This is a genomic window from Prosthecobacter gellanilyticus (assembly GCF_007992435.1).
GTDB classification, from domain to species: Bacteria; Verrucomicrobiota; Verrucomicrobiia; order Verrucomicrobiales; family Verrucomicrobiaceae; genus Prosthecobacter; species Prosthecobacter gellanilyticus.
Window position 1 is genome coordinate 1 of record NZ_BKAG01000032.1, and the last position, 12,264, is coordinate 12,264.

Annotated in this window: 7 protein-coding genes; 3 read left to right on the plus strand and 4 right to left on the minus strand. The window is 61.4% G+C overall.

From position 1 onward, the window contains the following. Positions 1-549: 549 nt before the first annotated feature. Positions 550-2,295, minus strand: a complete 1,746-nt coding sequence (locus tag BGE01nite_RS19150; protein WP_146852624.1) for a dynamin family protein — start codon at positions 2,293-2,295, stop codon at positions 550-552. 132 nt (positions 2,296-2,427) lie between these two features. Next, the gene (locus tag BGE01nite_RS19155) at positions 2,428-3,273 is read right to left on the minus strand and encodes a polysaccharide deacetylase family protein (protein WP_146852626.1); all 846 of its coding nucleotides are present in this window, start codon (positions 3,271-3,273) and stop codon (positions 2,428-2,430) included. 224 nt (positions 3,274-3,497) lie between these two features. Here BGE01nite_RS19155 and BGE01nite_RS19160 point away from each other — a divergent pair, with 224 nt between their 5' ends. Further along, the gene (locus tag BGE01nite_RS19160; protein WP_146852628.1) at positions 3,498-4,730 is read left to right on the plus strand and encodes a thymidine phosphorylase; all 1,233 of its coding nucleotides are present in this window, start codon (positions 3,498-3,500) and stop codon (positions 4,728-4,730) included. A 108-nt stretch (positions 4,731-4,838) separates the two neighbouring features. Next, complete coding sequence (locus BGE01nite_RS19165; protein ID WP_170266897.1) at positions 4,839-5,888, plus strand: glucose-6-phosphate dehydrogenase assembly protein OpcA; 1,050 nt, start codon at positions 4,839-4,841, stop codon at positions 5,886-5,888. Between the two features lie 18 nt (positions 5,889-5,906). Here BGE01nite_RS19165 and BGE01nite_RS19170 read toward each other — a convergent pair whose 3' ends face one another. After that, entirely contained in the window at positions 5,907-6,611 is a 705-nt protein-coding gene (locus tag BGE01nite_RS19170) for an RNA polymerase sigma factor (protein ID WP_218033038.1), read from the minus strand. A 229-nt stretch (positions 6,612-6,840) separates the two neighbouring features. On the opposite strand from BGE01nite_RS19170, the gene BGE01nite_RS19175 reads away from it, so the two are divergent. Further along, a complete protein-coding gene (locus tag BGE01nite_RS19175) occupies positions 6,841-10,257 on the plus strand; it encodes a serine/threonine-protein kinase (RefSeq protein WP_146852634.1) in 3,417 nt (1,138 codons plus the stop codon). Here BGE01nite_RS19175 and BGE01nite_RS19180 read toward each other — a convergent pair whose 3' ends face one another. Then, positions 10,258-12,198 (minus strand): RecQ family ATP-dependent DNA helicase, encoded by a 1,941-nt coding sequence (locus tag BGE01nite_RS19180; RefSeq protein ID WP_146852636.1) that lies wholly within the window; start codon positions 12,196-12,198, stop codon positions 10,258-10,260. It lies immediately after the preceding gene. Between the last annotated feature and the right edge of the window lie 66 nt (positions 12,199-12,264).

Below are 12,264 nucleotides of genomic sequence, written 5' to 3' on the forward strand. Positions count from 1 at the left end.
TCCGCGACTTCGGTGCGCGCTGTCCAAAGGGTCCGCTTGGGTCACTTGGGGGAAGGCGGAGTGGGGTGGAGGGTGCGGGGCTATGCGCGCACTTTTTTCACAGGAGATTTGGAGATGGGGGAGTTCGGAAGGCGGGAGCCGTTTACGATTGTTTACTGTGGTTGGCGGTCGTTTACGGTGGTTTGGGCCAGAAGGCGGCGGTCCGAGTGAATCCGACTGGATCCGACCTTTTGCGATGGGAGGCGGTGGATGGAGTTGGCGGGGTCGTTGCCTCATCACACGGAGTGTGATGGCTACTTTGCTGGCGCGCATCGCTGCGGGGCGCTCGAAGAGAATCCAAGTGGATCCAACCAGATCCAGGTTGGTTTTGTGGCGCGAGGTCTCTGGGCGAACGGGGCTAGGAAGGTGGCCACGTTCGGGCGATCCGAGTCAATCCGACTGGATCCGACCTGTTGCGGTGGGAGGCGGTGGATGAAGCTGGCAGGGTCGTGGGCTCATCACACGGAGTGTGATGGCTACTGTACTGGCACGCTTCGCGACTTCGGTGGGCTATTTGGTGGACATGATCTCGCGCTCCAGGAGTTCGAACTCCTGAATGAGGATGTTCAGGCGGCCGGTTTGGGAGAGCATCTGCTGCTCGTGCTCGGCGGCGACTTCCTGGGCGGGATTGAGGATTTCGAGGAAGCGTGCGAAGAGAGCTTCGACATCGATGCGCACTTGCTCGGTGAGCATTTGGCGCAGGGCATGCGCGGACTCCTCCAGGCGGTCCACCAAGGTGCGACGTGCGCTGTTGAGCGCGGCTTGAGTGATGAGGAAAGCGGCGCCGACGAGCAAGGATCCACCCGCGATGGCGATAGCGGCTCCGAGCGGGCCTTCGAAATACCACGCGGCAGCGATGGCGATGATGGCAGGCAAGGCGAGCCAGGGAACCCAGCGTGCACGGCGACGTGCGGCGACGAGTCCTGGCGCGATGACTTCATCCAGCTTCAAGCCGAGTACGAAGCGGCGGATCGTGGAGTCGACATGGGCACTGAAGAGACGGCGCACTTCGGGATCGGCCTCCGTGGGGAGCTTGTCGTCCGGTGGGAAGAGACTGCCGCGGCCTTGGGCATGCAGGAAGCGATCGTATTGAAGATAGTCTTCCTCCAGAATGATGCCGACCTGACGCCAGCGATCTCCCGTGCGCTGTTGGAGGTCTTGGAAGAGGCGATGATCCAGGCTCTGGGCCTTGTTGCCGCCGTTGGCGGCATCGTCGTTGTCCTCAGGGTCAGCTTTCTCAAAGGCCTGCTTGGTGGCGAGGGCATCTTCGGCGAGTCCGGCGACACGCAGGCAGGACTCTTGATAGTCACGCTCTGTGGCATCGAGAGCCGGGAGTACTTTCTTCAAGGTGCGGTCCACCTGCAGCTCACGTTCCGTCTGCATCTCCTGAACCAGCGCGGCGGCACGCTGGGCACCGCGGGCATGCGAGCCGATACGCTCGTTGATGTTGTTCAGGAGCTGGCGCGCGATGCGGATGGAATGGACGAGCTTGTTCAGGCGCGCGGCGTTTTGCGCGACGAGACGTGAGATGTAGCCTTCCAGCTCATGGAAGCCACTCTGCTGCATGAGCGCCTCACGGTCGATGCCAGAGCTGCGTGCCAGGTAGGCCTTCTTCGCCGAGACGGGGAAGATGGGGAAGTCACGCCCGTAGCGCTGGCGCACGAGCTGGCTCATGTAGTCGATGATCACGGTCATCTCCTCTGGTGAGCGGAGATCACACTGCTGGATGACAAAGACCACATTGCGCATCCAGTGCTTGTGCACTTTGTCCAGGAACTGCCAGGCGCTGGCACCCCAGGGGTTCATGGCGCTGAAGACAAAGATGACGAGGTCTGAGATGGGCACGAAGCGCTCCGTGATCTCCTGATGCTCGTTCTCGATGCTGTTCGTGCCGGGCGTGTCGACGATGTGGAAGTCACGCAGGAACTCGGCAGGCACCTGCACCTCATCCAGCGTGGGTGTGATGGGAGCGACGAGGTGCTGCGGGCCGTGTTTGAAAAACAGAATCTTGGCCGTGGTGGGCATCACGCCCGTGCTGGAGAAGTCCTGGCCGAACAGGGCATTGAGAAAGGTGGACTTGCCCACATTCACCTCGCCCACCACCACAAAGACAAACGGCTCCTTGAGGCTCGCGGTGAGGTTCTCGACGATGGCCTGGGATTCAGCATCCGCGCCGAGATCGCGCAAGACTCCGCCCAGCGCCTGCAGCTGGGCATCCAGCTTGGCGCGAAGGTGAAAGTAAGTGTCGCCGATCATCGGGAGGAATGACGAGGGATATAGCTAGAAGGATGCAAAGACGGTGACGAGACTCGAAGGACGGGCGCCACTTCGAGATTCGACTTCTCTCATCATGGCCAGTCCGCTCAGAGGTGCTCCCACCACCGGGAATTACTGCGGAAGAGGCTTGGGGTCTTTGTCACCCATGGGCACGGCCGGACGGATGACCACGCCGACGGGCATGCTGGCCTTCTCCATGTTCATGAGCTGGCTGACGGTGACGAACTGATAGCCTTTGGCGATGAGCTGGTCGAACATGGCAGGCACGGCCTGGATGGTCGGCGGATGAATGTCATGCGCGAGCATGATGGAGCCGGGGCGGGCGCCATTCACAAGGCGGCTGGTGACCACGGAGACACCGGGGCGGCGCCAGTCCTGTGGATCCACGGACCACATGATGGTGCTGTAGCCAAATTCCGAGAACATGAGCTGCTTGACGCGCGTGTTGATGGCGCCATAAGGCGGGCGGATGAGCTGCGGGCGGTAGTTTGCGGCGGCCATCAGGGCGGCCTCGCTCTGCTTCAGCTCGGAGCGGATCTGGTCGTCCGAGCGGCTGGTGAGGCTGCAGTGCGTGTAGGTATGGTTCCCGATTTCATGCCCTTCCGCGATGATGCGCTGGACGATCTTTGGGTAGGCCTTCACGTTCTGGCCGATGAGGAAGAAGGTGCACTTGATGTTTCGCTCTTTCAGGATGTCCAGCAGCTTGGGCGTGAGGCTGGGGTGCGGGCCGTCATCAAAGGTCATGGCCACCACGGGCTGGGTGATGTTCACCTGCGAGTAGCTGATGCGCGCACCGGCGGGAGGCGTGGTGGGCATGGTGGAAGGTTTGTTCAGCCGCCTGGCCAGCGGATTGTCCTGCAGCACCGCCGTGTCGGGCACGGGGCTGGAGGGCTTTTTATCGGAGGTGGAACAGCTCGCGCTGCCCATGAGGATGCCAAGCCAGATGCTGAGATACATGCGTTGTGAAGTCACGGCCGCGAGAGTAGAGGAAGCTGGCGGTTAGGAAAGGGTGAAGTTGGTGGAAAAAACACGGGGTCCAGGAGGTGAAAGGTCAAGAGGGTCAAGGGTTTGACCGGAGGAGAAAGAAGACGCGGAGACACGGAGAAGGGAGACGCGGAGAGGGGTGCTTTTCGCGGCGTGACCTCTTGACGGGTTTGCTTGGACAGCGCAGCGATCTGCCCATGCACATCCCGAGCTTGATCGAGCGCAAACGCGAGGGCGGTGAGTTGTCGAGAGAGGAGATCCAGCGGGTGATCCGGGATTTTACTTCTGGGGAGATGCCGGACTACCAGATGAGCGCGCTGGCCATGGCCATCTTTTTCCGAGGCATGAGCACGGAGGAAACGGCAGCTTTGACAGAAGCGATGCTGCACAGCGGCTCCACGCTGAAGTGGCCGGACTCAGCGCCCATGCGCGTGGACAAGCACAGCACGGGTGGCATTGGCGACAAGACGAGCCTCATCATCGCGCCACTGCTGGCCTGTGATGGTGTGTGGGTGCCCATGATCTCGGGTCGTGGCCTCGGCATCACGGGCGGGACCCTGGACAAGCTGGACTCCATCCCCGGTTTCCGCACGCAGATGAGCGAGGTGGAGATCCGCCGCGTGATCGAGAAGCACGGCTGCGTCATGGTAGGGCAAACCGGAGACATCTGCCCGGCGGACAAAAAGCTCTATGCGCTACGAGACGTGAGCGGCACGGTGCCGAGCATCCCGCTCATCACCGCCAGCATCTTGTGCAAAAAACTCGCGGAGGGCCTGGACCGCCTGATCCTGGATGTGAAGTATGGCAGCGGGGCCTTCATGCAGACGGAGGCGGCCGCGCATGAGCTGGCGCAGAGCATGGTGCAGACGGGCCGGGCGCTCGGCGTGCGTGCGAGTGTGCATCTGAATCGCATGGATGAACCCACAGGTGAGTCCGCGGGCAATGCGCTGGAGGTGGCCGAGGCCGTGCGCTGCCTGAAGGGTGAAGGTCCGCCGGATCTGGAAAAGATCGTGCTGGATCTCTGCGCGGCGGTTTCCATCTCATCCCGCCAGCAATTGCATGACGTGCTGCATTCCGGAAAGGCCTGGGTAAAGTTCCAGCAGATGGTCGCCGCCCAGGGTGGTGATGTGGCCGCTCTGGAGCGCATGACGGAGATCCATCATGCGCCGGTGATTCAGGAGGTGAAGGCCGAGCATGCTGGCGTGATCCGGCGGATGGATGCGCGTGCCATCGGCCAGGCGGTGCTGGAACTGGGCGCAGGTCGTGCGAGATCGGGCGACAGCATCGACTACGCCGTGGGTTGTGACCAGATCGCGAAGACGGGCAGCGAGGTGGCCTTTGGGGATGTCTTGATCCGCGTTCATGCCCGCAGTCCAGCGGCGGCGGAGGCTGCGGAAGCCATGATTCGGAGCGGGATCCAGATTGAGTAAGGGGCTCAAACGGCCGCCCCATTCATGCTCGCCATGCATGATTTGCGTCGTTTGGAGCTGACTCGCGGGTTGTGCGGCACGCCAGGTGCGTCATGTTGTTCTCAAATCATGCCACTCACTGAAGACATCCTTTCCCGCCTCGGCACGGAGGTGCCGCTGTCCAAGATCGACCATGCTCTGCAGGAGATCTGGGCCAGCGACGAGGCGAAGACACGCGCCTCGCTGATCAACTTCGCCATCTACTCGGAAGACCCTGAGATGCTGCCGCGGAACAATGACCGTCTGGCGCGGATCACGGCGGATCATTCCTGCCGCGCGATGCTGATCACCTGCCTGCCCGAGGTGAAGCCCCAGCGCGCCCGCGCCTGGATCAATGCGCTCTGCCGTCCGTATCAGGGCAAGCAGGTCGTGTGCAGTGAGCAGATCAGCTTTGTGCTGGAAGGTGGCGATGCCGCGCAGGTGCAGAATGTGGTTTTCGGCCATCTGGACTCCGACCTGCCGCTGTTCATCTGGTGGCAGGGGGCGCTCACGCAGCACTTCGAAGAGCGTCTGTACTCCCGCATTCACACGCTGATCGTGGATAGCAGCTCCTGGGCGAATCCGAAGGCGGAGCTGGCCTATCTCCTCACGGCGCGGGACTCGGCCAGTTTTGATGTGCGTGACCTGAGCTGGACACGCAGCCACTTCCTGCGCACGGCGCTGGCCAGTTCCTTCCAGGATGCCAAGGCGCGCGAGAAACTGCCGGAGGTCGAACGAGTGGAGATCACGCATGCGCCGAAGCAGCGCTGCGCGGCCCTGCTGCTCGCAGGCTGGATCTCCCAGCGTCTGGGTGCCGAGCTGGATGCCACACAAACCGGCGGTGACTTTGTTTTCACCAAGGCGGATGGATCGAAACTGAAGATGGAGCTCAAGGAAGCGGATTCAGGCTGCGCGCTGTCCTCGCTGACGATCCAGGGTTCCTGCCTCGACCTCTCCATCACGCGGGACGGCACCTCCACCTTTGTGCATACCAGCACTTCCTGTGAAGGGCACAGTCATGATGAGATCCTGCCGGCGGACGTCGTGAGTGATTCCGAGCTGATCGGTGAGCAGCTCAGCCGTGCGGGTGGAAACACCCATTTCCGCGCCGCGCTGCCTCTCCTGGCGCGCATGATCTAAGGCTCACTGCCCTGTGGGTCAGCGCAGGAGACGCCAGAGATGCTCCACATCCTCGTCAGGGATGAGGGGGTCCAGATCTTCATGCGCGATCTCGGAGAAAATGGAGCGCGCCTTGGCGGTGAGGTTCACCATGCGCACGCGCAGGGCATTCACGGAGAGGCCGAGTTGCTGGGCCACCTCGGATTGCGGCGGGGTGTTTTTGGGCCAGCCATGCAAGATGTAGGGGCGCAGTGCCTGGTAGATCTCCGGGCGTTTTTGCACCTTGTCATCCGAGTCGAGCCTCAAGAGCGTCTTTTCCCAGAGTGGCAGGGCCAGGGCCTGATCACAGGCGAGCGAGGCCTCCTGACCGACCCTGTAGTGCCGGGTGAACTCCATCTCCACACTGTCAAACTCCCACTGCACATGCTCCACCCCGCCGCCGCGCTTCTGGGCGGTGCGGTGCTCGCGGCGGTTGGTGAGACGGTTGTTGAAGGAACGGATCATCCAGGCGCGCAGCCGGCCCTTCTCTTTTTGCAGAGTCTTCAGCGCGTCCTGGCCCAGCACATGGGCAAAGAAGTCCTGCACTGCATCCTCGGCATCATGCGGACCGAGGCCTGAGGCACGTGCATAATGGTAGAGCGCGCGCCGGTAACTGGCGCAGAGTCTGTCCAGCGCGATGTCGGCACCGCGCGAGTCGGCAGTGCGGATCAAATGGACCAAGGTCCACTGGGTCGTAGGAAACAAGCTGGGTGGAGGTTCCACGGAAAGGGGTCTTTATGCGCTCACAATTACAATCGGTTTATCCCAGAAAGGCGCGCTTGTTACCATCAAAGATCAGAAGTGGAAGATTTTTAAGCTTACTGATTTTGAGACTCGGGAGAATCTTGGCGTTTTTCCCCAAATCTATTTTGCGAATCGTGGCAAATTGAGTGCCCAGAAGCTCAAAAATCGCTTACTTTACGATTCTTGATTGATGGAATCCGCCAGAACAGCGCCCTCCTCCACTACGCCAGCGCCTGACTGGCTCCGTGACTTGGGCTGGGCTGACGTGTATGAGGTCAGGAGAGTCATCGGCCGCGGAGGCATGGGCCGTGTGTATGAGGGCTGGCACCGCCAGCTTGGCATCCCGGTCGCCTTGAAGATCATCGATCCGCATCTTGTGGGGGAAGATCACGTGCGGGCACGCTTTGAGAAGGAGGCCATGACCCTGGCCCGCCTCCAGGAGCCGGTGCCGCATCCGAACATCGTCCGTGTCATCGACTTCAAGCTGCTGGACAGCGTGGGCTGCATTGTCATGGCTTATGTCAAAGGCATGGACATCCGCGCCTGGTGCGTGGATCGCGAGGAACCCCTGACGAAGCGAGCGGCCTTGATGGAGCAGGTGGCGCGTGCCGCCGGTTATTTTCACAGTTTTGGTCTGGTGCACCGGGATCTCAAACCGGCCAACGTGCTGGTGCGTGAGGGCTCGGGAGAGCCCGTGATCGTGGATTTCGGCATCGTGCGGGGCAGGGAAGACATCACGCTCACCCGCACGCAGCAGGCGCTGGGCACGGCGGCCTACATGGCCCCTGAGTTGTTAGGCCTTAAAAAGAATGAGCCAGCGTCGCCATCCACGTCCACATCCACCACCACGGCCACAGCGACTGAGACGGATGAGCGGCCGCCGGGAGAAATCTCCCCGGCAGCGGATGTGTATGCACTGGGCGTCATGCTCTATGAGCTGATGTGCGGCAGCCTGCCGTATGGTTCCACGTTGGTGGAGGTGCTCCCGCAACATCAAAGGGAAAAGGTGCCCAGTGGCATCACCTCACGGCCGAAGCGGCTGCCCAAGGATCTCGAGCGGGTGTGCTTGAAGGCCATCGCGCACCGTCGATCGGAACGTTATGCGAACGGCACCGAACTGGCAGAGGACCTCGCGCGCTACCTGCGTGGCGAGTCCGTGCTGGCACGTCCGATTTCCAAGATCCGCCATGCGGCCCGGCGAGCCAAGCGCAGGCCTGTGCTCAGCATCGTGACGGTGATCGCGGCCGTGCTGATCCTGGTGGCCGGGGTGCGTCTCTTCTGGGATGCGCGGCTCGCGCAACTGGCAAAGCTTCGTGAGCAGATCAGCCTGAACATCCCCGCCGCTTCCTGGTCCACGCAGACCATGCTGAAGACGGACCGGATGATCGATCAGCTGCAGCAGAGTGATCCCGTGCAGGCGGCCATTTTTCATCGTACGCTCATTCACGGTGCCATGCGTGAGATCATGCAGATCCTGAAGAAGCCGCGCATCAGCGAGGAGGACCGCCAGGAGATCCAGGTCGCGCTCAAATGGCTGGAAGAGCATGACATGACAGAAGCCGCCCGCCTGCGCGCGGCCGTGGAGCAACGCCAGGCGCGCTGGGACGCGCTGCTGGAGATCACGCCGCCGTTTCAGAAACTGGCCGCACAGATCGAGAACGCTCATGTGGAGGATGGCGCGGTCGTGCTCACCGGTCAGAGCACGAGCGAGCGGCTGCTGAAATTCACCCGCCCGCCGCCGCTGGAGATCAGTGCCACCTTTGTCATTCCTCCGGAAGGTGTGGAGTCGCTGGGGTTCAAGGTGCGTCTCTCCGGCCAGTGGCACACGGTCCAGCTGATCCAGCCTCCCACCTCCTCGCTGATGCTGCATTTGCAGCAGTTTCACCTAACAAGTAATATTCCAGAAGCCGTGCTCGTCATCGCTAAGAAGGACCGCATTCTGGCGGTGACTCCGCTGGAAAAGCTGCCTCAGCCAGGCGCTGCCTTGCAGATGAAGCTGCATGTCGAAAACCGCCGCATCAGCCTGGAGACAAGCGATGGTGATCGTGTGGAAAGCCTGCAGCGCTACCAGTCCGTGGATCCTGTCTCTGTGGCGCTGGTGGGACATCCCAGCCTCCGCATCCAGGAGCTGCTCTGGACCGGGCCTGAGGAGCTGCCTGATGCCAGCCCGCTGGAGAAGGGTGACCTTGATGCAGGTAATGAGCGCTGGTGGCTGGCGGAGACGCATTTTCTCCAGCTGTCAGGAGATCCTGAGTACGGTGCCGAGGCCCTTTTCAAAGCGGGTGACTGCCAGCTCCAGCTCGGGCGTGCGGCAGATGCGCAGTCCACTTGGGAGCAGGTGATGAGCGGGCCGGAGTCCGAGTGGCGCACGGAGGCCTGCCTCCAGCTCTGGTATCTGCATGCAGAAGCCGGCCGTCTCAATGAAGCCCGCGTGTATCTGGATCAGCTCCCCGGTCCTGAAAACATGCCTGTGGACTACGTCGCGCAGATCCAGCGCCCTGGGCGCAAGCTGGATGACATCTATCGATCCCAAGGCCGCGGTCTCAATCTGCTGCGTCCCATGCCTGCGGTGGAGGACGCCGTGCGCGTGCACCGGATGCTGCAGTACACCTCCGTGGAGATCGCCTCCCGCTTCGCCCTGGCGCGCCATTTCAATGGCATGGACGAGGCTGCGCGTGACCTGCTCTATGACGGGGTGAAAGTGAAGCGTGTCGAAAGAATCACGTCCGAGGAGAAGCGCTCCATCAGCACGAACTTTGAACTCTGGAGCCTCATCACGCGCAGTGAGATCGATGAAGGCCTGGACGACGCGCAGAAGGCCTGGATGGCCCGTTTGCCGGCAGATCATTCCATCGCCCTGACGATCCGGCTGGACCAGGCGCGCCGCCTTGCGCGCGAGGGCAAGACTGCGGAGGCGCTCGCCATCGCTCATGAGGTTCTGAAGGAGGAGAATGCCAGCATCATGAGTTTCACGGGTGCGGCCTTGCTCATCGCGGCGCTTGAGCCTGCAGCAGGAGTGGAGGCGGCGGACAACGCGCTGCAGCGTGTCACGGAGGCACCACGGCAGATTCATGAGTTCACGCTCACCCATCGCCTGCTGCTGCACAGTGTGTTGAAAAACTGGACCACTCCGAGCACGGTGGACATCCTCGGGCAGTATCTCAGCCTCGGTGAGCCCAGGGATAACCGTGAGGCCGTGCGCGGAAGGCTGTGCCGGCTGTTGCTGGAGGATCGGGCCATGGTCGGCGCGCTCAACTTTCTGTATGCTGGCGAGGCCGGGGAGCAGCTGCTTCAGGAATTCGCCCTGCGCTCCAGGCCGGCGCGGGTTTCGGTTAACAACCTATTCTTCATGATTTTGCGTCGCTACGTGATTTTGGCGGCTTTTGGCCAGCAGGTCAGCAGAGATCAAGTGAGCGCCTCTGCTGCCTTTACGAGACTGTGGCTGGACACCTTTGCCGACAACGAGATGTCCGTGGATGACTTCCTGACGATCATGGAGAGCCTGCGGGAACCGGAGCCTGGGCTGATGCTGAAGGCCGCGCTACCACGCTGGCCGGAGCCTTTGCAACAGGCTGTGGGCAGGCTCTTCGAGCTCAAAAAGACCTGATCACATCGTCTCCACCTGCTCCAGCACATTCGCAAAGGGCACGCGCTCCAGCTGGCCGAACAAATCGTGCTTCGTCATGCGGGCTCGCGAGGTCGCGGGACTGGTGAGGCCGCACAGAAAACGCGTGAGCTGCCTCGGTGTGCGCAGCGCTGCATGCCGCTCATTCATCAGTGTGCGGATCGCCGTGATGTCTTCATCCGTGATCTCCGGAGCACGTGCTCGCGGGATCTCGCGTGGCTCGTCCATGACCGCCCCTTTGGCACGTTCGAGACAGCTCGTGCAGGTGCCGCAGTCCTCGGCCATCTCCTCGCCAAAGTAGCTCAGCAGCCAGCGCGTGAGACAGCCGCGATGCGATGCCATTTCCAAAACTTGGTTAAGCCTCTCCACATCACGCTTCTCGCGTTTGGAAAAGAGCTTCTGCATCTCCTCGCTGATCTGCTCGGGATTGCGCTTCTCATGCTCATCACAGAGACGATAGCGCTGGCGTGATCCACTGGGCTTGAGCTCGATCTCCCCGGCTTCTTGAAGCCAGGTCAGGGCTTTCAAGATGCGCTCGCGATCTTCCTCCATCGCAGTGGCTGCTTCATCGGGATTCAGCGTGGTCCACTTCGTGCCCTTGTTGCCTGCGGCGAAGAGCCTGCGCAGGAAGGCCTGCCGATCCGGCTTGTGCCCGGAAAGCACACGTGCCTCGGGCTGCAGCAGGCGGAACTGATAGCTGGAATAAAAAGAGCCCAGCGGCCTCATCACCCCGCGTAACTCCAAGTTTGTCAAAACGGTCTCGATGACCAGTGGCCGGATGTCCGTGGCCTGGGAGAGCTCATAGAGCGAGAAATCAAACTCCTGTCCCTGGCGCAGCAGATGATCCACCAGCTGCCGCAGCGCTTGTGGAGTCGGTGTGTCACCAAAAGTAAAATTCTCCAGCACCGTGCAATCGTCACCACAAGCCAGCAGCTCGCACACAGAGACCTTGCCATCGCGTCCCGCGCGACCCGTCTCCTGCATGTAGTTCTCCAGCGTCTTCGGCAGATTGTAGTGATACACCGCGCGGATGTCAGACTTGTCGATCCCCATGCCGAAGGCGATCGTGGCCACGATCACATCCACGCTGCCGTCCATGAAAGAGTCTTGAGCGGCATGTCGATGCTCATCCGCCAGTCCCGCATGATAGGCCAGCGCATTCACCCCATTCTTCTGCAGATGTGTGGCCACTCCCTCCGCCGTGTTTTGCAGTGTCACATAGACAATGCTCGGCACCTTGCGCTTCAGCAGCACCTTGGTGAGATATTCCTTCTTCTTCGCGACCGGACAGGGCGTGATGCGGTAATGTAAGTTAGGCCGGTGAAACGAGGTCTGTACATGATCCGCATCCGTGATGCCAAACGCTGCACGGATGTCCCGCGCCACATCCGGAGTCGCTGTGGCTGTGAGGGCCAGCACCGGCCTGATGCCCAGGTCCTTCGCCACATGCGCCAGACGCAGATACTCGGGACGAAAATTGTGTCCCCACTCCGAAATGCAGTGCGCCTCATCCACCGCCATCATGGCAATCTTGAGCCGCTTCAGGCGCTCGATGAAGTTCTCATTCATCAGCCGCTCCGGCGCGATGTAGAGAAGCTTTAATGTGCCATTGCGCAGTTCCTCAAAGACCTGGCCCGCCTGCTCCTGGGTGAGAGATGAGTCAAGCCTTGCGGCCGAAATGCCCCGAGCGCGCAGGGCCTGCACCTGGTCCTTCATCAGCGCGATCAGGGGCGAGATCACCAGCGTCACACCCTCCATCAAAAGCGCCGGGAGCTGATAACAAAGGCTCTTCCCCGCACTCGTCGGGAATAGCGCCAGCGCGCTCCTCCCCTCCAGCAGCGCCTGCATCACCCGCTCCTGCCCCGGTCGGAAAGCCTTGTGGCCGAACTGGGTCTTGAGCGTGGTGTGGAGATCGTGAGGCATGCAGCATCCTTACATAGGGTGGCAAATTCAGCATTCCCTTTCGGCGTGTTCGGTGTATTCCGTGGT

Excerpts from the sequence above, each read along its gene's own strand:
- BGE01nite_RS19160 (WP_146852628.1), top strand. The coding sequence starts at position 3,498 with ATGCACATCCCGAGCTTGATCGAGCGCAAACGCGAGGGCGGTGAGTTG.
- BGE01nite_RS19175 (WP_146852634.1), top strand. The coding sequence starts at position 6,841 with ATGGAATCCGCCAGAACAGCGCCCTCCTCCACTACGCCAGCGCCTGAC.
- BGE01nite_RS19180 (WP_146852636.1), bottom strand. The coding sequence starts at position 12,198 with ATGCCTCACGATCTCCACACCACGCTCAAGACCCAGTTCGGCCACAAG.
- BGE01nite_RS19155 (WP_146852626.1), bottom strand. The coding sequence starts at position 3,273 with ATGTATCTCAGCATCTGGCTTGGCATCCTCATGGGCAGCGCGAGCTGT.
- BGE01nite_RS19165 (WP_170266897.1), top strand. The coding sequence starts at position 4,839 with ATGCCACTCACTGAAGACATCCTTTCCCGCCTCGGCACGGAGGTGCCG.
- BGE01nite_RS19150 (WP_146852624.1), bottom strand. The coding sequence starts at position 2,295 with ATGATCGGCGACACTTACTTTCACCTTCGCGCCAAGCTGGATGCCCAG.